20 protein-coding genes and 2 tRNA genes are annotated in these 23,371 nt (G+C 36.9%); 8 read left to right on the top strand and 14 right to left on the bottom strand.

What is annotated here, in order from left to right; translation table 11 throughout:
* Positions 1-8 precede the first annotated feature (8 nt).
* The 3 genes from EG346_RS13105 to EG346_RS13115 are packed head-to-tail and all read left to right on the top strand — an operon-like array spanning position 9 to position 1,807.
* Positions 9-929: a DnaJ C-terminal domain-containing protein gene (locus EG346_RS13105; protein WP_073333170.1), complete on the top strand. Its 921-nt coding sequence runs from the start codon at positions 9-11 to the stop codon at positions 927-929.
* A gap of 3 nt (positions 930-932) precedes the next feature.
* The gene (locus EG346_RS13110; RefSeq protein ID WP_123879123.1) at positions 933-1,235 is read left to right on the top strand and encodes a chaperone modulator CbpM; all 303 of its coding nucleotides are present in this window, start codon (positions 933-935) and stop codon (positions 1,233-1,235) included.
* Positions 1,236-1,279: 44 nt separating this feature from the next.
* Positions 1,280-1,807 carry a hypothetical protein gene (locus EG346_RS13115; RefSeq protein ID WP_123879124.1) on the top strand — a complete coding sequence of 176 codons (528 nt, stop codon included), beginning with the start codon at positions 1,280-1,282 and terminating at the stop codon, positions 1,805-1,807.
* A gap of 63 nt (positions 1,808-1,870) precedes the next feature.
* Here the strand turns inward: EG346_RS13115 and EG346_RS13120 are convergent, their stop codons facing one another.
* Entirely contained in the window at positions 1,871-2,854 is a 984-nt protein-coding gene (locus EG346_RS13120; RefSeq protein ID WP_123879126.1) for a PLP-dependent cysteine synthase family protein, read from the bottom strand.
* Positions 2,855-3,091: 237 nt separating this feature from the next.
* Positions 3,092-4,321: an ABC transporter permease gene (locus tag EG346_RS13125; protein ID WP_073333158.1), complete on the bottom strand. Its 1,230-nt coding sequence runs from the start codon at positions 4,319-4,321 to the stop codon at positions 3,092-3,094.
* Between the two features lie 4 nt (positions 4,322-4,325).
* Between EG346_RS13125 and EG346_RS13130 the strand changes: the two genes are divergently transcribed.
* On the top strand, positions 4,326-5,522 hold the full coding sequence (locus tag EG346_RS13130) for an exo-beta-N-acetylmuramidase NamZ family protein (protein ID WP_123879128.1): 1,197 nt from the start codon (positions 4,326-4,328) through the stop codon (positions 5,520-5,522).
* A gap of 101 nt (positions 5,523-5,623) precedes the next feature.
* Here the strand turns inward: EG346_RS13130 and EG346_RS13135 are convergent, their stop codons facing one another.
* The 8 genes from EG346_RS13135 to EG346_RS13170 all read right to left on the bottom strand — a co-directional run bounded on the left by EG346_RS13135 (position 5,624) and on the right by EG346_RS13170 (position 12,442).
* Positions 5,624-5,830: a hypothetical protein gene (locus EG346_RS13135; protein WP_073333156.1), complete on the bottom strand. Its 207-nt coding sequence runs from the start codon at positions 5,828-5,830 to the stop codon at positions 5,624-5,626.
* 4 nt (positions 5,831-5,834) lie between these two features.
* Complete coding sequence (locus EG346_RS13140) at positions 5,835-6,458, bottom strand: DUF3575 domain-containing protein (protein ID WP_073333153.1); 624 nt, start codon at positions 6,456-6,458, stop codon at positions 5,835-5,837.
* Complete coding sequence (locus EG346_RS13145; RefSeq protein WP_123879130.1) at positions 6,459-7,634, bottom strand: thioredoxin family protein; 1,176 nt, start codon at positions 7,632-7,634, stop codon at positions 6,459-6,461.
* Positions 7,635-7,785: 151 nt separating this feature from the next.
* Positions 7,786-7,858: transfer RNA gene (locus tag EG346_RS13150), tRNA-Phe, on the bottom strand.
* A 128-nt stretch (positions 7,859-7,986) separates the two neighbouring features.
* Positions 7,987-8,871, bottom strand: a complete 885-nt coding sequence (locus EG346_RS13155) for a tetratricopeptide repeat protein (RefSeq protein WP_123879132.1) — start codon at positions 8,869-8,871, stop codon at positions 7,987-7,989.
* A gap of 287 nt (positions 8,872-9,158) precedes the next feature.
* Positions 9,159-9,231 (bottom strand) — tRNA-Phe (locus EG346_RS13160).
* A 108-nt stretch (positions 9,232-9,339) separates the two neighbouring features.
* Positions 9,340-11,181, bottom strand: a complete 1,842-nt coding sequence (locus EG346_RS13165; protein WP_073333145.1) for a bifunctional lysophospholipid acyltransferase family protein/GNAT family N-acetyltransferase — start codon at positions 11,179-11,181, stop codon at positions 9,340-9,342.
* Between the two features lie 22 nt (positions 11,182-11,203).
* Positions 11,204-12,442, bottom strand: coding sequence for an aspartate kinase (locus tag EG346_RS13170; RefSeq protein WP_123879135.1), 1,239 nt, complete (start codon positions 12,440-12,442; stop codon positions 11,204-11,206).
* A gap of 325 nt (positions 12,443-12,767) precedes the next feature.
* On the opposite strand from EG346_RS13170, the gene fbp reads away from it, so the two are divergent.
* Both fbp and menC read left to right on the top strand, forming a co-directional pair.
* Positions 12,768-13,784: a class 1 fructose-bisphosphatase gene (gene fbp, locus EG346_RS13175; RefSeq protein WP_073333140.1), complete on the top strand. Its 1,017-nt coding sequence runs from the start codon at positions 12,768-12,770 to the stop codon at positions 13,782-13,784.
* The gene (gene menC, locus EG346_RS13180) at positions 13,784-14,788 is read left to right on the top strand and encodes an o-succinylbenzoate synthase (RefSeq protein ID WP_123879137.1); all 1,005 of its coding nucleotides are present in this window, start codon (positions 13,784-13,786) and stop codon (positions 14,786-14,788) included. The genes fbp and menC overlap by 1 nt, the downstream gene beginning before the upstream one ends.
* Positions 14,789-14,803: 15 nt before the next feature.
* Here the strand turns inward: menC and EG346_RS13185 are convergent, their stop codons facing one another.
* Both EG346_RS13185 and EG346_RS13190 read right to left on the bottom strand, forming a co-directional pair.
* A complete protein-coding gene (locus EG346_RS13185) occupies positions 14,804-14,983 on the bottom strand; it encodes a hypothetical protein (RefSeq protein WP_123879139.1) in 180 nt (59 codons plus the stop codon).
* Between the two features lie 451 nt (positions 14,984-15,434).
* Positions 15,435-16,565, bottom strand: coding sequence for an alpha/beta hydrolase (locus EG346_RS13190; RefSeq protein WP_123879141.1), 1,131 nt, complete (start codon positions 16,563-16,565; stop codon positions 15,435-15,437).
* Between the two features lie 157 nt (positions 16,566-16,722).
* Between EG346_RS13190 and EG346_RS13195 the strand changes: the two genes are divergently transcribed.
* Complete coding sequence (locus EG346_RS13195; RefSeq protein WP_123879143.1) at positions 16,723-18,396, top strand: glutamine--tRNA ligase/YqeY domain fusion protein; 1,674 nt, start codon at positions 16,723-16,725, stop codon at positions 18,394-18,396.
* Between the two features lie 494 nt (positions 18,397-18,890).
* Here the strand turns inward: EG346_RS13195 and EG346_RS13200 are convergent, their stop codons facing one another.
* The gene (locus EG346_RS13200) at positions 18,891-20,831 is read right to left on the bottom strand and encodes an oleate hydratase (protein ID WP_123879145.1); all 1,941 of its coding nucleotides are present in this window, start codon (positions 20,829-20,831) and stop codon (positions 18,891-18,893) included.
* A 91-nt stretch (positions 20,832-20,922) separates the two neighbouring features.
* Positions 20,923-21,798 (bottom strand): AraC family transcriptional regulator, encoded by an 876-nt coding sequence (locus EG346_RS13205; protein WP_123879147.1) that lies wholly within the window; start codon positions 21,796-21,798, stop codon positions 20,923-20,925.
* 316 nt (positions 21,799-22,114) lie between these two features.
* Here EG346_RS13205 and EG346_RS13210 point away from each other — a divergent pair, with 316 nt between their 5' ends.
* Positions 22,115-23,281 carry an MFS transporter gene (locus tag EG346_RS13210; RefSeq protein WP_123882679.1) on the top strand — a complete coding sequence of 389 codons (1,167 nt, stop codon included), beginning with the start codon at positions 22,115-22,117 and terminating at the stop codon, positions 23,279-23,281.
* Positions 23,282-23,371 lie beyond the last annotated feature (90 nt).

The following is a 23,371-nucleotide window of genomic DNA, read 5'->3' on the forward strand; positions in this document are numbered from 1 at the left end:
TCGATTCTATGGCTTATATAGATTACTATAAAATTTTAGGCGTAGATAAAAGCGCAAAACAGGATGACATCAAAAAAGCCTACCGAAAACAGGCCAGAAAACTGCATCCTGATCTCAATCCCGACGACAAAGAAGCAGAGAGAAAATTCAAAGAGCTGAATGAAGCCAATGAAGTGCTCAGTAATCCTGAAAACCGGGCGAAGTATGACAAATACGGAGAAAACTGGAAACATGGTGAAGAATACGAAAAAGCCCAACAGCAACAAAGGCAATACCAGCAACAGAATTACGGTGGTGGTGGGTTTTCCGGTGCAGACTTCGGGGAAGGGGAAGATTTTTCTGATTTTTTTCAAAGTATGTTTGGTGGTGCAGGAGGAAGTGGAGGTTTTAGTAAAAATTCACGAGGAAGTTCTTCAGGAAAGTTCAAAGGCCAGGATGTCCATGCGGAATTGAATTTAAACTTAAAGGATGCTGCACAAACCCATCCGCAGACTTTTGAAATCAATGGTAAGAAAGTGAGAATTACTATTCCTGCAGGGGTATATGACGGGCAGCAGATCAAACTGAAAGGACACGGAAGTCCTGGTTTTAACGGTGGACCAAACGGAGATCTGTACATCACATTCAATATTCCGGTTGATCCCGATTTTGAAAGAATAGGTGATGATCTTAAAACCAAAGTTTCAATTGACCTCTATACGGCTCTTTTAGGGGGAGATGTAAAAGTAAATACACTTGATGGAAGTGTGAATCTTAAAGTAAAACCAGAAACCCAGAACGGAACAACAGTCAGACTAAAGGGAAAAGGCTTTCCGGTGTATAAAAAAGAAGGACAGTCCGGGGATCTTTTTGTGACTTATGAAGTGAAATTACCTACAGATCTTACAGACAAGCAGAAAGAACTTTTTGAACAACTTAAAAATTCCTAAGCCATGAGTGAAAGAATATCGCGAGAAGAACTCGTAAAAATTTACAATATAGAGATTACTTTTTTTGATGAACTGGTAGATGGAGGTTTACTGAATGTGGAAACTGAGAATGAAATTCATTATTTATTGTACGAAGATCTGCCTGTTTTTGAAAGATTCACCAATTGGCATTACGATCTGGAAATCAATCTTCCCGGTTTAGAAGTGATCAGTAATATGCTCAGAAAAATGGAAGATTTAAAGCAAAGAAATCGTGATCTGATGAATAAACTTTCTGCAATAAGTGATCAATATGAAGATATTTGATTTAGTTTTGTAACCTTTAAAAACAAACTAAATAATTCTAAAAAATGAATGGAGATAAAGTCATCAAATTAAATGTAAGCAGAAAAGATTTTGAAGAAATTTATTTCAGTGGTAATCAGGGAAGCCTTTTTTTTTCACAGACGACCAAAGGCAAAACCGTTACTACTGCCGTTGTAGGATTAATTCTGTTGATTTTATTCTTTTTCAAAGATGATTTAAGCAAAGAAAAGTTTGGAATTCTATATTTCGTCAGCTTTCTGTTTTTGCTTTGTACCGTGTATCTTTCTTTAAGCATCAACAAGGTTTCGCGATGGAAAAAAGAGGTGAACAGGTATTTAAAGTCACTGGAAGATGCTGAGATCTATGAGATCAGATTTAACAGTGAAATTTTTAATGTTAATCTTAATCATCAGGAAGAGCTGAGTAAGTGGGAAGATTTTAAGGACTTTGAGGTCAATGATGAATTTATTTCTTTAGAAGGGAAATTCAATTATATGTTCCCCAAAAAATCAATGAGTAAAGCAGATTACGAAATTCTGAAGCAAGCAGTAAAGAAAAATATCAAGCAATAAAAAATCAGAGCAACGCTCTGATTTTTTATTTATGTAAAAAGGCTTTTGACCTTCTATGTTTGATTAATCTAACCAACCCATTTCTTTCATCCACTCGTCATTGTAGATTTTTCCTACATATCTTGAACCATGGTCGTGAAGAAGAACCACAATCACATCATCTTTTGTGAACTGGTCTTTCATTTGGATCAGAGAAGCAATAGCACTTCCTGCAGAGTATCCACAGAAAATTCCTTCTTCTTTAGCCAGTTTTCTTGCGTAAACAGCACCATCTTTATCAGTCACCTTTTCAAAATGATCGATTACTGACATATCATAGTTCTCAGGAATAATGTCTTCCCCGATTCCCTCCGTAATGTAAGTATAGGCATGATCGTAATGAAGTTCTCCTGTCTCGTGGAATTCCTTCAAAATAGAACCGTACGTATCCACACCGATTACTTTGATATCCGGATTTTTTTCCTTGAAGAATGTTCCACAACCTGTAACGGTGCCTCCTGTTCCTGCACCAGCCACAAAATGCGTCAGCTTTCCGCCTGTCTGTTCCCAGATTTCAGGAGCGGTAGACTCGTAATGAGCCGTTCTGTTGGATAGGTTGTCATATTGGTTTACGTACCATCCGTTTTCTGTTTCCTTAGCCAGTCTCTTGGAAACTGAATAATAAGAACGCGGATCTGTAGGCTTCACATCGGTAGGGCATACAATAACTTCTGCTCCCACAGCACGAAGGATATCACATTTCTCTTTAGATTGTTTGGAATTGGTTACAAAAATACATTTGTATCCTTTGATGATGGCAGCAAGAGCCAGCCCCATTCCTGTATTTCCCGAAGTTCCTTCAATAATGGTCCCTCCAGGTTTTAATCTGCCGTCTTTTTCGGCATCTTCTATCATTTTAAGAGCCATTCTGTCTTTTACAGAATTTCCCGGATTGAATGTCTCTACTTTTGCTAAAACTAAGGCAGGAAAGTCTTCTCCTAATACTTTATTAAGCTTTACAAGAGGCGTATTCCCTATCGTTTCAAGAATATTTTTTGCGTATTTCATAAATGGTTTATAAGCGGTGCAAAGATAATGCTTTAAAAATTAGCGACGTAATTTAAAGATTATGATTTATAAATGCGAATGGTGAATGGGCACTGATGAATTTTTAATTACAGACGTAGAAATGGATTTATTGTCTGCGGTTCGTTATTGATTTTTCAAAGTGAATAATGAATTTTTTAAACTAAAATAGAATTGATCACTGTTTATGTCATTGACAATTGACCCTTCACATTTCTTCTAGTTATACTTAATCGCTTTCACCGGAGATATCTTGCTGATCAGGTAGCTAGGAATAATCAGAGCCAATCCTGAAATAATAAGAATTCCTACTGAAATAGAGATGATGGCAATCGGATTTAGATCTACAGGAACTGTGCTTACATAATAGTTTTCTGGATTAAGTTTAATAATGCCAAAAAATTTCTGAAGCAAAATCAGACCCAGACCAATTGCATTTCCATACAAAAGTCCCGGAATCATGATGATCAGGGTATAATTGATGAAAGTAGCCCTTATCTGTGAATTGCTTGCTCCCAGCGTTTTTAAAAGGCCGATAGAATTGGTTCTTTCGATGATCAGGATAAGAAGCACCATAATAATATTGATGACTACAACAACCAGCATAATAATGATAATCAATGCGATATTGGTATCAAAAATACTGATCCAGTCATTGATCTGCGGGAACTTTTCCGTGGCTTTTTCAGCATAATTCTTGTAACCGATCAGTTTCTCAATTTCCGGAAAATCTTTGTCGATGTCATTCACGTTTTTCAGAAAAATATCAATACCGCCTATTTCATCAGGTTTCATTTCCTGAATTTTTCTTACATGATTGATGCCGCCGATCACGAATTGTTCATCAATCATTTTAATATCCGTCTTATAAATTCCTATAATTCTGAATTTACGGTATATCGGTTTCTGATCTGCTTTTGAAAATACGGTAACAATGCTGTCATTCACTTTAAGATGGAGATCATTAGCGATCTTCTGTGAGATTGTCACATCATTGTTAAAGCCTTTCTCTGTAACTTTTGGAGTCGTTCCGGCTACAAGAAATTTTTTGAATCTCAAACTGTCAAAATCCTTTCCGATTCCTTTAAATATAATCCCTGAAAAATTGTGTTCATTACGCATAATTCCTGTTACCGTAGCGTATTTCTGAACACTTTCCACATCAGGAAGTTCTTTAATCTTCTGAATATTCAATCCCTGATTGTCAAGGACAGAAGTATTGTATGAGGAATTGGACCTTGTAGACCGTACGGTAATGTGTCCGCTGAAATCTGCCAGTCTCTCTTTGATGGCTTTCTTTGAACCGAAGCCCGTAGATACAGTAATCAAAGAAACAATGATCCCCAAAGCAACAGAAAGCCTGCCGATGAAGATGATAACTCTTGAAAGGTTATTTTTGTTATCTTTGGAAAACGCTATTTTTCTAGAGAAATATAAAGGAAATTTCAAGCTTATGAATTTAGATTTCAAAATTAAAAATTTACTTCTTATTTGCCTAATTTTTTTAGGTGTATTCAATCAATATTATTCTCAGGGCCTTGTTCAACCTGATTTCAAGACCGGTGCAGACCAATCGGAACTTTATTTGCCCCTGTTAAAAAATAAAACAATCGGTGTGGTAACGAACCAGACCGGGCTGATGAGCGATAAAACGTATGTGGTCGATTTTTTAGTTAAAAATAATATCAAGATAAAAACGATTTTCGCACCTGAACACGGCTTCAGAGGAGATGCAGATGCCGGAGAAAAAGTGAAAAATGGAGTAGATACCAAAACTGGAATCCCAATTATTTCTTTATACGGAAACAATAAAAAACCAAAACCGGAACAGTTAAAAGGAATTGATATTGTTGTTTTTGATATTCAGGATGTTGGGGTGCGGTTCTATACTTATATTTCAACTTTAGCATATTTAATGGAAGCCGGAGCGGAAAATAATGTAGAGATCATGGTGCTGGACCGTCCTAATCCTCATGACGGATATACAGACGGACCTGTTTTAAACAAAAAGTGGTCAAGTTTTGTAGGAATGCATGAAGTTCCTGTGGTTTACGGATTAACGATAGGTGAGTATGGTAAAATGGTTAATGGTGAAAAATGGCTAAAAAATGGAGTTCAGGCAAAATATACGCTGATTCCAATGAAAAATTACCACAAAAAACAGCGTTATCCGATTTTAGACAAACCTTCCCCAAATCTGCCCAATGATCAATCAATCAATTTATATCCAAGCTTGTGCTTTTTTGAAGGAACTCAGGTTTCTGTAGGGAGAGGAACAAGTTTGCCGTTTCAGATTTACGGATCTCCATGGACGCAGGAATTACCTTATCAATTTACACCTAAACCCAATTTTGGAGCTAAAGATCCTTTCTTAAACGGGAAATTGTGTTACGGTGAAGACCTTTCATCATATTCAAAAAATTTAAAAGAACTTAATCTTGAATGGCTGATCAAGTCATATAAAAGCTACAAAAACCCACAACAAAGCTTCTTCCTTGATAATTTATTTTTTGATAAGCTGGCGGGAACTGATGAATTCAGAAAACAAATCATCGCCGGAAAATCAGCTCAGGAAATCAAAGATTCCTGGAAAGGGGATCTGGAGAAATTTGAGAAGATCCGCAGCAAATATATTATGTACGAAAATTGATTTTTTACGTCAATGCTCAATCTAGCTTCGCCATTCAATGATGAGTGAATTCGTCTGTTATAAAATTCACTGGCGAAGTCAAACTCACAATTCACTTTTTATCAATCAAAATTCTGTGGAGGATTCTTGTCGTTTTTTCCTTTATTAAGAATGAAAAGTCCCAGTGATAATCCGATTACTCCGGCAAAAGCAGTCATTAATGCTCTCTCCGTTTTGTCGGGAAGGTCATTTCCTATGTAATTCATTAAAAAAAGGATCACAAAAGTAATCACTGAGATGATAATATGATTTTTTCCAAACAGTTTCATGCTGCTATTTTAGTTTATAAGAGATCATGATACCTCCTCTGTAAGGAAGAATTTCTCCACTTTTGTTATATTTCTGTGCTAACTCGTAACGCTGTCCAGTAACACGATCATATCCTTTGTAGAAATCTTGGGATGTACCCACTGTTGCATATATATCAATATTCCAGCGGTCTGATACCTTAAATTGATATCCGCCTGTAACACCTAATATAAATGAAACACCTTTTTGGTATAAGTTAGACGAGACGAATACTTCATCTCTATCATTTACATACAGGGTATCATTCCAATAGTTCCACTTTTGAAGTACAAACGCCGAAGCTGCAATATTTGCTCCTATATACCAGCGGCTGAATGCTTCATTGAAATAGTATCGCCCTTCAAGAGAAAGAGAATAATATTGAAATTCATGTCCAGCAAAAGATTTCCAAGGAGAAATGAAAACATCTCCCTGTAATGTATACTTTTGGCTGATCTGTTTTTCTAACCCGACATTAAGAACACCAATTGTTGCAAGAAGTGCATTCCCTTTAATGTATAGACCTTTTTCCGGTTCCTGTTCTTGTGCAGTCAACATTCCTAAAGAAAGGAGTGTGATAGAGGTAGTAAGAAATTTGTGCTTTAGCATTTATTTTATTTGTTTCAGTAATTCTTCTGCGAGTTGGGCATCTTTTCCTGTCTGAACTGCCATGTTTTTAGACATTTCAGCATAGTTTAGTGCCATTTCTTTGTTTCCGGTCAGAAAATAAAGCTTGGCAAGAATATAAGTGTTTTCCGGTGTTTCACCACGCATCACAGATTTTTCAGCCCATTCTGCGGCTTTCTTCAATGAAGAAGGATTTTTGATGTGATCGCTAAAAACCCATGCAGCTCTGAGTAGCTCATTAGGTTCAAATGCATCGGAGTTCTTGTAATAGTCTAGCGCTGCTTTTTCAAATTCGGGGAAATTGGCATTTTGCTCGTAGTAACTGAGTTTCGTTTGGTTTAGTTTAGATTGGGCAAGTTGTTTTCCGACTAACGGTTCTGCCGTTGACCTGAAATACTCCTCGTTGATTCTTTTATTTTTATCATCAATAGACTGTTCCACTATTTTTGATAGTTTGAGCTGGTTATCAAATTCGGTATAAGTGGCTTCCGGTAAGTATTTGATAATTTCAGCCTTTCTTGAGGTGAATGTTTTATAATTGACGTCTTCTGTAGACTTTACAAAGAATAAAAGAAGGCCTATTTCTTCTTTCGAAATTTCTTCCGTCTTCTTTTTGTTTTCAAAATATCTTTCAGAGGCTTTTTTAGCAAAATCATAATCTGAAGAAGAGTTCAGTTTCATAATATTGATCAGGAATTCCGGATCTTTATCTCCTTTTGCAAAACGTTCCTTCAGAGAGCCCTTTTTGTTACCCGGCGAATTGATATCCTGAGCCATCGTTACAAACATGCTTTCTTCCATGTATCCTGTGTTTTGAGAAACCAGTTCACCTTCACCGTTCAGAAACAGATAAGTAGGATAGGAGCGTACACCGTATTTGGCTGCAATTTCCCGTCCTTCCCCTTTTTCCATATCGAATCTTGCATTCACGAAATTGGCGTTGAAGTAATCTCCGACAGATTTCTTTGTAAATACATTTTTTTCCATCATCTTGCAAGGTCCACACCATGAGGTATAAGCATCAACGAAAACAAGCTTCTTTTCTTTTTTTGCTTTTGCTATAACGTCTTTGAGTGGTAATTCCTGAAATTGTATAGCTTCCTGAGCCATTATAACTACAGAGCAGAAAACAAATACCCCGGAGATGATCTTCTTCATTTTCAAATTAGATTTGTAGGCGAAGATAGTTATTTTCTAAAAAACAGGCGACGAATTTGTGGGGTTACGCTTTATATTAACGAATTTTAAGATGTAGTATTGCAAAACTGTTCATATGAAATAAAAAAACCGCCTTTATTAAGGCGGTTTGTGGTTTCTCCAGGAATCGAACCAGGGACACATGGATTTTCAATCCATTGCTCTACCAACTGAGCTAAGAAACCAATTGTTCGTTTGTTTAACGTGGGGCAAAAGTATAATATTTTCTTATACCTCGCAAGTTTTTTTGCTATTTATTTTAATAATCCGCCTTGGTTAGGGCGTTTTTGACTTTCAATAGTTTGGTCATCAGTTATTTGGATTCGGTTAAAATTTTTTTTGCATTTTCATTTTCCGGATTCAGTTTCAATGATTTTTTATAATTTTCTAAAGCTTCCTTCTTTTGCCCTTTTTTTAAAAGCGTTTCACCATAGCTGTCATAAGTGTTCCATGCGTCCGGATAGAGCTGGGTGTTTAATTTAAATATTTTCAAAGCATCATTGATCTTATTCTCACTGACCAGTCTGTAGCCAAAACTATTGATCTGATTTTCGCTCGTATTGTAAGAAGAGAGTGCTCCTTTTCTGTGTTCTGTATTAATAAGATTAATAAGCCCGTCAATTGACTTTTCAGAACTGTAAGCATCATTTAATGAAATCTGATTCATTTCTCTTTCTTTCTGTTCCTGTTCTTTAAGTGTTTCCACACCGTAATATTTTCTTTGTTCGTCAGTAATTTTTGAGGAATCTAATTTGTACCTGGCCCATTTGGCGTTCGTTGTTTTGTCTCTGATGAACTGAGTTCCGTAGATTTGTGGCTTCTTCTTGTACATAAGGTCTCTGTCTACTGCAGCAGCGTACCACCATCTGTTAAGACTTGGGTCCATTTTTAGCGCTTTTTCAAAGCTTTTTACGGCCATTCCCGAAGAAATAGTGTCTCCGCCATGCTGAAAAACAATTCCGCAGTTAAAATGATCCTTTGCTGTTTTTATTTTATCTTCTTTCAGGAGAATAAAAATTCTTTCCCGTCTTAAACTGTCTTCCCTGCTTAATATTTTCCAGTTGATCTGATCAGACTTTCTTGCATTTTGGTCGTCATCTGCCATTTTCTGAAGTTCATTATTATCATGACTCTGTGAAAATATTTGTATAGAAAACAGAACTGGAAGAAATGTTAAAAAGTGAATTATTTTTTTCATGTTTTGATGAATTAGTTTAGTGTTTAAATTTATAAAAATAGTTTAAAGAATAAAGAATAAAGAATAAAGAATAGAAAATAGAAAATAGAAAATATCAGGAGATAGATACTGATGAAAATATTTTGAAGTAAAAATTTTATGGGCGCCTCTTTAATTCAGGAAATTTAACTTTCATGAACTATGTTTCCCAAAAAGCCTCTGTGATGAAGATGAAAATACTTTTCACTCAGAAAAAGGTGAGTTTTATGAGCACAAAAAAACCTCTAAATAAATTAGAGGTTTTAAAGTGGTTTCTCCAGGAATCGAACCAGGGACACATGGATTTTCAATCCATTGCTCTACCAACTGAGCTAAGAAACCATTATATTTTTGTTTGACTTACTTCGTTGTTTTAAAGTGATGCAAAAGTAGTAAGTTTTCTTATATGAAGCAAGTATTAACCATACTTTTTTTAAATAAAAATAAAACTTACTGATTTTCAGCCGAATTATTTTCCTGTTCTTTTCTTATATGATCGCTCATCTCTTCTAATACAGGCTTTATCGTACTTTCGGGAAGATCACTGATTCGGATATACATCAATCCGTCGATCGCATCATTGAAGTTCGGGTCCACATTAAAAGCAATCACTTTGGCATTTTGCTTAATATATTTTTTAATAAGAACAGGCAGTCTTAATTCCGGTTCAAGATCATCAATAATCTTATCCAGTTTATTCAGATCGGACTCCATTTCTTCAAAAAAGATATTTTTATCCCTGTCGCGTAGTTTTACCTTATACTCATTTTTAGGAGTGATATATTGAGCTACAGCTGAATCAAAATAATTCGAACGCATAAATTCAATCATCAGAGATTTGGAGAATTCCGAAAATTTATTTGAAATACTTACGCCACCCATCAAAAATTTATGATCAGAATTCCTTAAACAGACATGTACAATTCCTCTCCATAAAAGGAAGAGTGGGAGAGGTTTCTGCTGGTATTCCTCACTGATGTAAGCACGGCCCATTTCAATCACTTTCTTAAAGAATGGATGAATGTCCTGCTCAAATTCAAATAAAGAGCTGGTATAAAATCCTTTGATGCCGTATTTCTTCATAACGTCCTTTCCTAAAGCCATTCTGTAGGCTCCGGCAAGTTTCTCTGCGCTATTGTCCCAAAGGAAAAGATGATGATAATGCTTATCATATTCGTCAAGGTCGAACGGGAGATTACTTCCTTCACCTACAGCACGGAAGGTGAGTTCTCTCTGGCGTCCGATTTCTCTCATTACGGAAGGGATTTCCTCATACGTAGTGAAATAAATCTCATAATTACCATTACTGAACAGCATCTTATCTGTACCTCTCAGCCTGTTGATGTCTTTAAGGATATCCTCCTTTGGAGTTTCATCGATGATATTCTGAACGATATTTTCTTCTCTTAATAAAGGAAATTTTACCGTTAAATTTTTAAGATTGATGCTTTGCGCAAGTGATTTTCTCTTCTCGTAATACGATTTCATCATGTACACTTTACGCTTCAGGAATTCACCAAGTTCTTCAATGGTTTCCATCTCGTCCATAGCCTTTAAAGTAATCGGCTTTCCTATCCTGATTCTGATCGGTTTTTCCCTGTCGTTCATCATTTCGGCTGGAAGCATGAGCGTTTGTAAACTTGGATGAAGTTTAGCGACCTGATAAAAAATACGGCTGTTTTTAGCGTGAAAATATAAAGGAACCACCGGTACTTTAGCCATTCTGATCAGCTTAAGCGCTGGCTTTTCCCATTCTTTATCCAGAATTTCACCGTAAGGATTATTTTTATTGGATACCTCGCCAGCAGGAAAAATACCTACACAACCTCCGTTTTGAAGGTGTTTCAATGTTTCACGCATTCCGGAAGTACTGCTGTGGGCTTCTTTTCTGTTTTCGAAAGGATTGACAGAAATGACATACGGCTCCATAGGTTTGATCTTTTCCAAAAGGAAATTACCCATGACTTTAAAATCCGGACGTACTTCTGAAAGGATCTTACACATTAAAATTCCGTCAATAGCACCCAGTGGATGATTGGAAACAAGGATAAATGGTCCTGTTTTGGGAATTTTTGCAAGATCTTCTTCAAAAGCGATATAACTTAAGTTTCTTTCTCTTACAAATGAGTCGAAAAAGTCTTTGCCTTCCTTGTCTTTTAGTTTATCGTATAATCTATTAACTTCATTTATTTTGGCAATGCTCATCACGGCAGATGCAACCGGGTTCTTGAGGAACCCGATTTTGCTTAAGCCGGAAGCTGTGATAAGATCGTTTTTCGAAATTAAACTCATATGTGTTTAGTCGCAGTTAAAATTATTGTGTTACCATTTGAACCGTATTTTTGGAAATCTGTTCCAATAATACATTTTTTTCCTGGTAAAATTTATCAATATGATCCATCTTCGCATTTCTTACTGTGAATAAAGATACATTTTTAACCGCTTTGGTTTTAAATATTTTTTGAAGTTCATCATTAAGCTCGTCAACCTGATTGAATTTATCTTCCAGACACAGAGCCAGTGAGATAGCAGAATTTTGCATCAGAGATACCTTGATCTTATATTTCGAAAGGTATCCGAATATAAGACTCATATGATCTTCTGCAATGAAAGAGAAATCCCGGGTTGAGATCTGTAAAAGAACCTGGTTTTCTTTTAAAATATAAGATTCTTCATGTTGGTTTTTATCTGAAGCCCCCACCTTAGTTCCTTCTTTGGTAGGATCTACAAAAGATTTTACATAAAAAGGAATGGCTTTCTGCTGTAACGGCTGTAATGTTTTCGGGTGAATGACACTTGCTCCGTAATAAGCCAGTTCGATCGCTTCTTCATAAGAAATATTAGAAAGAAGAGTCACATCACTGAACTTTCTCGGATCTCCCGTCATTACTCCCGGAACATCTTTCCAGATGGTCATGGCATCAGCATTCAGGCAATAGGCAAAAATAGCAGCAGAGTAATCAGAGCCTTCTCTTCCTAATGTTACTGTAAAATTGTTGTCATCAGAACCTATGAAACCCTGTGTTACATAACAGATTTCTTTATTTAAGGTTGAAATAAATTCTTCTGTTTTTGCCCAGTCTACGTTACCGTCTCTGTAAGAATTATCCGTTTTAATATAATCTCTGGCATCTAACCATTGATTCGGAAACTGGATTTCGTTCAGATATTCACTTAAGATCTTGGTAGAGATCATTTCTCCACAGCTTACTACCTGATCATATACGAAACTGTAATTTGGAGATTTATTTCTTCTTAAAAAAGAATCGATATCATCGAAAAATACATTAATCTCTGCAAAAACTGCATGGTTTTCAGGAAATAAGCCTTCCGCAATCTCGATGTGTTTTCGTTTTATCTTTTCAATCTCAGTTTGATAGTTATCCTTCTTGAAATAAAGTTCTACAACCTTTTCCAATTCATTCGTCGTCTTACCCATTGCTGAAATAACCAGCAAACACTTGGTAAATCCCTGGCTTTGCAAAACCATAGACACATTTTTTACACTCTCCGCATCTTTTACAGATGCTCCACCAAACTTGAAAATTTTCATTAATTTGTTTAAAATAAAATTGTTAGATTAAAAATTACATGAGTTTTTTACGGAGGTCAAAATTATAAATTTACAACGAGATATGAAAGAGTCTCACGGTTGGAAGGAATTAAGATTTCATTAAAATTGAGACTTGATGAAAATTATCAGAATTTCATTGATTTATTGTCATCAAATGGGGATTAATAATGGAAGAGTATTTTTATGTATATAGCTTGATTGTCCTTGTATCGTTTTGGAAGACAGTGGTTAAGGTCTTTTGTAAGAAAAGCTTTCTTTCTCCGATAAATTTTCCGAAATTTGGGGAAAACGTAAAAAGAAAAATATGTCAAATCAACCATTACAGACTTTAGGAGAATTTCTTATAGATAAACAGGAAGATTTTCAATATTCTACGGGGGAATTTTCTCGTCTTCTAAGTGCAATAAGATTGGCTTCGAAAGTGGTAAACAGAGAAGTAAATAAAGCCGGAATTGTAGATATAACAGGAGCTGCCGGAAACCAGAATATTCAGGGGGAAGAACAGCAGAAACTGGATGTAATTGCCAATGAAATTTTTATTACGGCTTTGTCTCAAAGAGAGGTTGTTTGTGGTATTGCTTCTGAGGAAAATGATGATTTTATTGACATTAAATGTGGTGAAAACGGTCATCTAAGTAAATACGTCGTCCTGATCGATCCTTTAGACGGTTCTTCCAATATTGACGTGAATGTGTCTGTGGGAACTATTTTCTCTATTTACAGAAGAGTCACAGAGCCAGGAACTCCGGTTCAGTTGGAGGATTTCCTTCAAAAGGGGATCAATCAGATTGCAGCAGGATATGTGATCTACGGTTCTTCTACCATGATTGTTTATACAACCGGAAACGGAGTGAACGGATTTACTTTGGATCCTTCACTGGGAACCTATTATCTTTCTCACCCAAATATGACATTTCCTGCGATGGGAAAAATTTATTCCATCAATGAAGGAAACTATATCAAATTCCCGCAAGGCGTTAAAAATTACCTGAAATATTGTCAGATGGAAGAAGGCGACCGTCCTTATACCTCCAGATATATCGGTTCTTTAGTAGCAGACTTCCATAGAAATATGCTGAAAGGAGGAATTTATATTTATCCATCTTACTCCCAGTCTCCCAATGGAAAGCTGAGATTATTGTATGAATGTAATCCTATGGCATTCCTTGCTGAACAGGCTGGAGGAAAGGCTACGGACGGATTCAGGAGAATTCTTGAAGTAGAGCCAACAGAACTGCACCAGCGAATTCCATTTTTCTGCGGAAGTATTCAGATGGTGGAAAAAGCAGAGGAATTTATGCGGATCGACAGTGTAAAATAATGAAAGCAAAATATTCTGGGTATTTATTAGAATTCAAACGCCCGAGCGGAACGTCTCGCGGCGTTTTGCATGAAAAGGAGACCTTTATTCTCGAAATTGAAGATAACGGAAAAAAAGGAACAGGAGAGTGTGCCGTTTTCAGAGGATTAAGTTTTGATGACAGACCGGATTATGAAGAAAAGCTACAATGGCTCTGTGAAAATATTAACCGGGATCACCATTATTTAAAAGAAGAGCTGAAAGAATTTCCATCCATATGGTTTGGATATGAACAAGCTATTTTGAATCTGAAGCACGGAGATCATCTTTATTTTCCAAGTGAATTTACAGAAGGAAAATCGGCTATCATGATCAATGGACTGATCTGGATGGGGGAGATTGCTTATATGGAAGAGCAGATCCGGGAGAAGCTTGAAAAAGGGTTTCACTGTATCAAACTGAAGATTGGAGTTGATTGGAAATCTGAGCATAAAATCCTTCAAAAATTAAGAGAAAAATTTTCAAAAGATCAATTGGAACTTCGGGTTGATGCTAATGGTGGATTTAATAGAGAAGAAGCGCAAATTGTTTTACAGCAGCTTGCAGATCTTCATATTCACTCTATTGAACAGCCCATAAAAGCCGGCCATTGGGAAGATATGGCATCATTGTGTGCCGAAACGCCTACTCCTATTGCTCTAGATGAAGAACTGATCGGAATTACAGATCCCATTGAAAAGAAAAAACTTTTAGAAGCGATTAAGCCTCAATATATAATTCTAAAGCCGGCATTGGTTGGTGGTTTTACAGGTTCAGACGAATGGATTGCGCTTGCAGAAGAGTTGAATATCGGTTGGTGGATTACTTCAGCCCTCGAAAGTAATATCGGTCTGAATGCTATCGCACAGTATACCTTCACAAAAAAAAATCCGATGCCACAAGGTTTGGGCACCGGATCTTTATTTGTAAATAATTTTGAATCAGATCTGGAACTCAAAAATGAGTTGCTATGGTTTAAAATATAACAGAAAAATAGCTAATTAAGCAAATGGAGGAGGAGCATCTTCGCAGGTTGGATTGCTTGAGTGCTCAGAATCCCATGATCTGCAGCATCTTTTTCGGGGATCCCAGCTATTACAGCCGAGCGGAACTATTCCTCCTTTAATTGTTTTTAATTCTCCCTTTTTGAGTTTCCTCATGTTGTCAGTTAGATTTTTCATAATAAAAGATTTTAATTTATTTGGTAAGTAAATATCAATCTCTTTTTTTTATTGTACAAGAATTTAACTTAATTTAACTAAATTCACTTACTTGGGATTTGAAATTCATGTGATATTTTTTGTCTATACAGAAAACGATACAGATAGTAAATGATCAAGTCCTCCATTAAGTATAATGGAAGATATCAGGTATTAGAAATTGGGCTAATGTAGTATTAGGGTCGGATAAACTATCAATTTTAAGGGTTATTCTATCAATTTAAATCACATCTTTTACGAAAATTGCTTTCTTAATATAACTTAATATGTAAGAAAACCTGCTTTTAATTCTTTTCATAATAAAAAATTTGTATTTCTCTGTTTAATGAAAATTTACAATCTTTATGCCAATTTAAACATTGGTTTAAAGTTTAACATATGATTCATGTCATAGTAGTATTTTAATAGAGTGTTAAGAAATAATTGTGAAAATATTTTCGTTATCCTTTGATCTTCCAGTTATTAAGTTCCGGTCTACACCATATAAATTTTGATAAATATCATTCTGTACCTTAGAACTGGAAAGGTATCCCCAATGATTTCCCACTTCATATTTGAAACTGTTCAGTACATCATCTTCTACGAAAGTACAGTCGATCACAGAAACAATATCTTTAAATTGATCAATGTCACTTGGGCCATGTTTACCTAACCGCGGGGTCAGAATATTCTTGGTAAATTGAGAAATTCCAAGAATAGTATCTTTTCTGTTTAGATAAATAGAAACACGGTTGGCCAGCAGGGGAAGCTTATTGAATGAGTCCTCAGAATCGTCAAAAACCTTATAAGTCACATCGGCATTTAAAAGAAGTACCTGATCGATAACGCGCAGTATATTTTCTTTTTTTAGACTGTACAACATACTTTGCAGTACTCTGTTTCCCATGGAGTGGGCCATCAGATGTATTCGCTGATTACACGGAGCCAGATCACGGTTTGAAAAAATATCTTTTAAAAACTGGGTGTAAAAATAAAAGAGTCTCATCAGCGATGATCCTGAATTGATACTCGATGCCTTATCATCGAAATAAGTAAGTGGCACAATGCTGCTTGAAGCGGGCCAGCTTACAAATAAGATATGCTCTACGGGCGATGCCGGATCATCAATAAATAGTTTTTTAAGATCGATGATGGCTTTTAATTCATCATCAAAATCATAGGCATATCCATGAATGAAGATCAGGACGTCGCTCCGGTCTTTGGTGGAAGACATATTCTTATAGAGTTCATAGAACATTCTTTGGGTTCCACCGAGATTGCTGGCGGTGAGCGTAGATTTTTTAAGACCTTTTTCGTTCTGAAGAACTTCCAGAACCTCCTGATAGCCTTGTTTTTCAGGTTCAGAAAATAATTTGTAGTTTAAAATGTTTCGGTTGGTATAGTCTTTCTTCTTTTTGGCTGCAGCAGTGGACTCTTTGTAGGTGTCAAAATCACATTTTGCAATCCTGAAATTGGGAATAGAGTATTCATCATTAGAAAATGAATCTTCTTTTTCGCCCTTATGTCGGACGATTTTACGATTGCTTAAGATATAAACAGCCATACTCAGTAATTTTTGTAAACGGTTTTTAGTTTTCTCTAAATTAGTAAAAAATATTGAATTATCATCAGTTTAGCTTTTAAATTATCATTTCCGTAAGCCCCAAATTTTCCGTAACTTTGTCAAACTTTTTTTGCATACAATAAAAGCTAATTTAATAATGGAAGAAGAAAAAAAATCACTCAATTTTATTGAGCAAATTATTGAAGATGATATCGCAAACGGCCTGAAAAAAGAACAGATCCGTTTCCGTTTTCCGCCTGAACCTAATGGATACCTGCATATTGGCCATACAAAAGCCATTTGCATCAACTTTGGTCTTGGCGAAAAATACAATGCTCCCGTAAACCTTCGTTTTGACGATACGAACCCTGAAAAAGAAGAACAGGAATTCGTAGATTCTATCAAGAAAGACGTTGAATGGTTAGGTTTCAAATGGGATAAAGAGCTGTATGCATCTGACTACTTCCAGCAACTTTATGAATGGGCTGTACAGATGATCAAAGATGGAAAAGCTTATGTAGATGAGCAGCCATCTGAAGTGATCACCGAGCAGAGAAAGAATCCTGCAGAACCGGGAATTGAGTCACCGTACAGAAACCGTCCGGTAGAAGAGTCTCTTGACCTGTTCGAAAGAATGAAAAACGGAGAATTTGAAGAAGGTTCAATGTCTCTTCGTGCTCAGATCGATATGGTGTCTCCCAATATGAATTTGCGTGACCCTGTCATGTACAGAATCCTTAAGAGACCTCACCACAGAACAGGAACAGCCTGGAAAATTTATCCGATGTACGATTGGGCACACGGGGAATCAGATTATCTGGAGCAGGTGTCTCACTCACTCTGTTCATTGGAATTTGAAAACCACAGACCATTGTATAACTGGTATCTGGAGCAGGTGTATGACGAATCTAAAGTGGCACCTAAGCAAAGAGAATTCGCAAGAATGAATGTTTCTTATATGATCACTTCCAAAAGAAAATTGCAGAGGCTGGTAGCCGAAAACGCAGTGACGGGTTGGGATGATCCAAGAATGCCTACCATCTCAGGAATGAGAAGAAAAGGTTTCACACCTACATCAATCAAAAACTTCATTGAAAAGGTAGGGGTAGCCAAAAGAGAAAACCTTATTGAGATCCAATTGCTTGATTTCTGTGTGCGTGAAGACCTGAACAAGGTTGCGAAACGTGTCATGGCAGTGGTAGATCCGGTAAAACTAATCATTGAAAACTACCCTGAAGGGAAGGAAGAATGGCTTGAAACTGAAAATAATCCTGAACAGGAAAATGCAGGGACAAGAGAAGTTCCTTTCTCAAGAGAATTATATATTGAAAGAGAAGACTTTAAAGAAGAGGCTAATAATAAATTCTTCAGACTGAAATTAGGCGGAGAAGTTCGTTTAAAGTCTGCGTATATTATCAAAGCAGAAAGAGTAGAGAAGGATGAAAACGGTGAGATCACTACGATCTATGCCAGCTATGATGAAAAGAGCAAGTCCGGAAGCGGAACGGAAGAAAGCTTGAGAAAAGTAAAAGGAACACTTCACTGGGTTTCTGCTACCCATGCTATTCCGGTAGATGTGAGGATTTATGACAAACTCTTTACCGTAGAGCAGCCTGATGCCGAGAAAGATGTAGATTTCCTTAACTTCATCAATCCTGAATCCGTAACTACGATTAAAGGATTTGCTGAGCCAAGCTTAAAAGATGTAGAGGTAGGAGAGCCACTTCAGTTCCAGAGAATCGGGTACTTTACAAAAGATCAGGATTCTACGGATTCTCAACTGGTATTTAACCGTACAGTAACATTAAAGGATTCTTTTAAACCGGAATAATCTTACAATAATCAATATAAAAGCAGGACTTGAAAAAGTCCTGCTTTTTTGTTTTAAATGTTTAAGACTGTTTGATCAAATTTTGGAGTGACCGGAATCAATTACAAAACTTGTGGGCCCAACAAAAATAATTACTCTCGCAGATTTAGCTGATGGAACAGATTTTAATTCATGCTTTTTAAAACATTAAGATCAATGAAGAATGTAAGGTTAGTTAAGAAAAAATCAAATGATTTTTTAAGTTGTACGTCTTAAAGCGAATCTAAAACTTGATATTCTTAAAAACTTAACAGAAATCTTAATGGTTTAATTTTTTGCTCACGCATCTGGTACGCATAAAAATAGATTAGCAAAGGTAAAAATCTGCATCATCTCCATCATCTGCGTGAAATTTTAAAACTATTTGCTTCCCTTTATTTTGGAATTGATCGGCAACTATCGAAAATTAATGTGAGATAATAGCTTTCAATCTCCCTCTTCCAACTTTCAGCCTTTTATCCTTTCACTCCTTTGATCCAGTCCTGGAATCGGCCAACCTGTTCCATAAGGAAAGATTCATGTTCTTCTTTTTCTTCGGGACGGTCTACTAAAATATGTTCAAAGTAGCTTCCCTTCAGTACTTTTCTTAGAATACCTTCGCCTAAGAACGGTTTGTAGTCGTTCAGAGCCTGGGTCGCCTTTAATAAATGTCGGATATCATATTGCAGAGGATTGATGTCCGGAACCTGTTTGTTCAGGTTTAGCAGACTGTACACCGCAATTCTGGCTGTTCTCACAGAACTTTCCATGGTAAATACCACATCATTATTCGTTTCCACGAACTGTCCTACCAATCCTAAATTCTTACAGCCTTCAGGCACCACTCTCGGACGGTCGCCATGAGCTCTCGGCATGAACATAGAAGTAATGTAGGGCATAAATGAAATGCGGACAATCGTATTTTCTATGACATTATCCAACTGGTCAATGATCCCTAAATGATAACAAAGTTCTGCAAGGATTTCGTTCCCGGTACACTCAGGCATTGTTTTTTTTATGTAATTTCCATCTTTATCCATCAGCAGAGAATACACCCATACAACGAGGATATCATCAGGCTGAGTAGGGAAATGCGGCTGTCTGTTGCAGGTGAAACTCATCACCCAGTTAGAATCAGTGATTGTAATGATACCACCTGTAGCCGTTCTTCCGGAATAAGGATCATTGACACACAGTTCTTTTAATTTTTCAGTAAAAGCAGAAGGTCGGCAGGTCAGCGTAGCAGATTCCCATGAAGATTTTTCGATGTTGCTGCAGAATTTTTCCGGTTTTCCGAAGACCTCTGATTTGGCGGCCAGATTTTTCCAAAGCATCCATCCCGGGCCTTGTCCTGCACTGCTGTTATCCAGTGTGATTTCGGGAGCTGTATTATTGTCCGCATAGAATGTACTTTCAGTCATAGATCCTGTGGTGACAATTACATAATCTTCTTTTCCAACAGGGATTTTCACTTCCTTACCATCCTGTTCCGTGATAATGCCTTCTACTGTTTTCCCTTCCGTATTGATATGAATATCCAGGTCTTTTACCAGAGTATTGAACTGTATTTGAACCCCTTTTTCAACAAGGAAATTTTTTAAAGGCGTAACGTAAGTGTCATATTGGTTGTATTTTGGGAAGACGAGACAAGAGAAGTCTTTCATTCCGTCGATAGCATGCAGGAATCTGTGCATATACAGTTTCAGTTCCAGTAAGCTGTGCCAGTTTTCAAAAGCAAACATAGTACGCCAGAAGAACCAGAAATTACTGTTAAGGAAAGATTCCGCGAAATAATCTTCAATCGTAAGGTCATCAAGTTCCTCTTTTTTCTTTAGTAACAATTTCACGATCGCCAGCTGATCTTTTTTCTCAAGTCCGAATTGACTGAAATCCTGAATCTCTCCCTGATTGTGAATCAGTCTTGCCTTGGAATAATTCGGGTCATTGTCATTGATCAGACGGTATTCATCCAGTACACTGTATGGAGCAGGAAGTTCAAGAGCAGGAATGTCCTGGAACAGGTCCCAGAGATTTTCGTAGGTCATATCCATTTCTCTCCCTCCACGGATGATGTAACCGTCTTTTGCATTTCCGGCGCCGTCCAGAGAGCCTCCTTCTACATTAAGCTGATCAAGAAAAATAATATTTTTTCCCGGAACATGACCATCGCGGATGAAATAGTAGGCCGCAGACATTCCGGCAATTCCGCTTCCTACAATATAGATTTTACTGTTTTCGTAAGATTTTAAAGGAATTCCTTTATTACGCTGATAGTTTCCGATCTGATCTGAAAAAGGCATGGTCTTTTCAGGAGTGTTAATCTGAACTTCCTTACTGGAATCCGGTTCGTGGTTTACATTTCCGAATTGCTCAGAAGCATTTAAAACTTTGTCGAATTTTGAATTGATCGTACTCATTTTTTATTGTTTTAATTAACAATATAAAGGTACCTCTATTCAGAATGTAGGGTATGTCCCTAATGTCAGAATTACTGTCCCCAAATTCTTATCACTGAATACTTTCTCTGTTTCGGTATTCTGAAGGGGAAATGGACGTGTGTTTTTTGAAAAAACGTCCGAAAGCAGAAGCAGAATTAAACTGCAGTTCAAAAGCGATCTCCGAAATGGTAATGTCAGGATTACCGAGCATCATATAAGCTTCCTTAAGAAGAGTTTCATCAATGACCTGATGAGGTGTTTTGCCACTTGCCTTTTTGATCACTTCAATGAGGTATTTGCCGGAAACGAAAAGCTGGTCAGCATAAAACTGGACGGTCCGGTGCTGTCTTATATTGTCACGGATCATCTGGCTGAATTTTAAGAAAATATCTTTTTTGCCTTCCTCTTTTTCGAAGACATTGTTATTCTCTGTTTCTATAATGTCAGCGGTTTCCAATAACAGATTGAAAATAATGGTCCGGACAATTTCTTCTGTGAACTTCCCTTGTTGCCTGGATTTCTTCCTTAAATAGTCCAGCAGATTCTGCAGCAGTGCTGAATTTTTTTCATCCGTCCGGACAATACTGTAAGACCCGCTGGAGAACAGGTTCATCTTTTCGATAATGAAAGGATTGGATATGTTTTTGATCAGAAAGTTCTTGTCAAAAAAAAGCAGTTTCATTTTAAAATCTTTACTGGTCTCCAGAAACTTCACGATCGTAGATGGGGCGGCAACAAGGAAACAGTGAGCATCAACATCGTATTTTTGATTGTCAATTTCAATACTTATTTCTCCGGCGGTACAAATGCACAGCGCATAATAATCCATCCTGAAGGGAGCCTCAGGAAAATCGAAAATAGGATTTCCGGAAGAGATATAGTAAGACTGCCGGCAATCAATACTGTAAAACGATAGCGTATCATGTAAATTTTCGTAGGTTATCATTTGCGTGTATTGATTCGGTTAAATTTTTGCTTATGATTTTAGAATTTCAAGTTGAAATATCCCGTTGTTACTGCAATTTACGAAAATTATAAAAGTTGATTGTCTGGTTGAAGTTAAAATATCAGCTGATTCCGGTCGGATACCCTATGTTTTTATTCCTATGGATCTTATTGATAAATAAAAGACCTTTTGAAGGGTGTTCTGGGGCATTTTTCTTAAATTTGCAACTTACCGGATTTTCTCCCCAAAAAATAACAGTGTGAAATTAATTAGCGTATATACGAGTTCTTTTAAAGGACTCTCGGAAGAAAGTTGGATGTTGGCGCTGGTCATGCTCATCAATCGTGCAGGTTCTATGGTACTTCCTTTTCTGGGAGTCTACATGACGGGACATCTTCATTTCAGCATAGAAAACTCAGGAATTATTCTGAGCTTTTTTGGAATAGGTTCTGTTTTGGGCTCTTGGCTGGGTGGATTGATCACAGATAAAATTGGAGAATACCGCGTTCAGAGCCTGAGTCTGCTTCTGAGTGTGCCTTTATTCTGCCTGATTCCACTTTTCAAAACGGAAGTTGGGCTGGCGGCAATTATTTTGATCCAGAGTATTGTAAGCGAAACGTTCCGACCTGCCAACTCAGTAGCCATTACAAAATATGCTAAACCTGAAAACATCACCAGAGCTTTTTCACTCAACCGAATGGCCGTTAATCTTGGGTTTTCCATAGGTCCGGCACTGGGAGGGATATTATCTGCTATTTCTTATGAATTTTTATTTTTTAGCAATGCTTTAGCCGCATTGCTGGCGGGTTTAATGTATATCCGTTTCTTCGGGAAACGAAATAAACAGGCATTACTGAAACCTAAAAAAGTAAAAGAGGCTATTGCTGTTAAAAAAGAAAATTCTCCATACCGCGACGGAAAATTTCTGATGTACAGTTTCTTCTGTATGCTATTCGCGATTTGTTTTTTCCAATTATTCAGTACATTGACTATTTTCTATAAAGATACGGCTCATTTAAGCCAGCAGAATATCGGTTATATCCTTGGATACAGCGGTTTCCTGATTGTCCTGCTTGAAATGGGTTTTGTACAGATCGCAGAAAAGTATTTCAGTCTGGCCTTTACCTTACTGATAGGAACCCTATTATGTGGTATTTCTTATGCCATGCTGGCTTTTGATTATTCCATTCTTACGCTTATTGTTTCGATGACGTTGCTGTGTATTGGTGAAATCTGGACTCTTCCCTTTATGTCGACCATTACCGCTCTGCGTTCAGGAGAAAACAATAAAGGAGCTTATATGGGAATGAACGGGATAGCCGTTGCTTTAGCTTTTATCATTACTCCTTATGTCGGAACAATGACCGCTGATCAATTAGGCTTCAGTACTTTGTGGATCGGAACAGGAGTATTGGCTGTAGGTATTGCTGCAGGATTTTATTTTGTGATTCCATGGATGCTGAAAAAGAAGGCTGGAAGTTAGTACAGGTCGGGAGTTTCAGGTTTTTAGAGTCTGAGGTTTGAGAGTTTTTAGGATAGAAGGTGAAAGTCTGAGGGTTATTGAAGCCTGTAA

The sequence above is a fragment of the Chryseobacterium carnipullorum genome (assembly GCF_003815695.1).
Classification (GTDB): Bacteria; Bacteroidota; Bacteroidia; order Flavobacteriales; family Weeksellaceae; genus Chryseobacterium; species Chryseobacterium carnipullorum.

Bases quoted from the DNA above. Each gene is read 5' to 3' on its own strand.
- EG346_RS13135 (WP_073333156.1), bottom strand. From the start codon at position 5,830: ATGAAACTGTTTGGAAAAAATCATATTATCATCTCAGTGATTACTTTT.
- fbp (WP_073333140.1), top strand. From the start codon at position 12,768: ATGTCAAATCAACCATTACAGACTTTAGGAGAATTTCTTATAGATAAA.
- EG346_RS13185 (WP_123879139.1), bottom strand. From the start codon at position 14,983: ATGAAAAATCTAACTGACAACATGAGGAAACTCAAAAAGGGAGAATTA.
- EG346_RS13140 (WP_073333153.1), bottom strand. From the start codon at position 6,458: ATGCTAAAGCACAAATTTCTTACTACCTCTATCACACTCCTTTCTTTA.
- EG346_RS13200 (WP_123879145.1), bottom strand. From the start codon at position 20,831: ATGAGTACGATCAATTCAAAATTCGACAAAGTTTTAAATGCTTCTGAG.
- EG346_RS13120 (WP_123879126.1), bottom strand. From the start codon at position 2,854: ATGAAATACGCAAAAAATATTCTTGAAACGATAGGGAATACGCCTCTT.
- EG346_RS13105 (WP_073333170.1), top strand. From the start codon at position 9: ATGGCTTATATAGATTACTATAAAATTTTAGGCGTAGATAAAAGCGCA.
- EG346_RS13190 (WP_123879141.1), bottom strand. From the start codon at position 16,565: ATGGCTGTTTATATCTTAAGCAATCGTAAAATCGTCCGACATAAGGGC.
- menC (WP_123879137.1), top strand. From the start codon at position 13,784: ATGAAAGCAAAATATTCTGGGTATTTATTAGAATTCAAACGCCCGAGC.
- EG346_RS13130 (WP_123879128.1), top strand. From the start codon at position 4,326: ATGAATTTAGATTTCAAAATTAAAAATTTACTTCTTATTTGCCTAATT.
- EG346_RS13195 (WP_123879143.1), top strand. From the start codon at position 16,723: ATGGAAGAAGAAAAAAAATCACTCAATTTTATTGAGCAAATTATTGAA.
- EG346_RS13145 (WP_123879130.1), bottom strand. From the start codon at position 7,634: ATGAAGAAGATCATCTCCGGGGTATTTGTTTTCTGCTCTGTAGTTATA.
- EG346_RS13170 (WP_123879135.1), bottom strand. From the start codon at position 12,442: ATGAAAATTTTCAAGTTTGGTGGAGCATCTGTAAAAGATGCGGAGAGT.
- EG346_RS13115 (WP_123879124.1), top strand. From the start codon at position 1,280: ATGAATGGAGATAAAGTCATCAAATTAAATGTAAGCAGAAAAGATTTT.
- EG346_RS13205 (WP_123879147.1), bottom strand. From the start codon at position 21,798: ATGATAACCTACGAAAATTTACATGATACGCTATCGTTTTACAGTATT.
- EG346_RS13165 (WP_073333145.1), bottom strand. From the start codon at position 11,181: ATGAGTTTAATTTCGAAAAACGATCTTATCACAGCTTCCGGCTTAAGC.
- EG346_RS13210 (WP_123882679.1), top strand. From the start codon at position 22,115: ATGTTGGCGCTGGTCATGCTCATCAATCGTGCAGGTTCTATGGTACTT.
- EG346_RS13110 (WP_123879123.1), top strand. From the start codon at position 933: ATGAGTGAAAGAATATCGCGAGAAGAACTCGTAAAAATTTACAATATA.
- EG346_RS13155 (WP_123879132.1), bottom strand. From the start codon at position 8,871: ATGAAAAAAATAATTCACTTTTTAACATTTCTTCCAGTTCTGTTTTCT.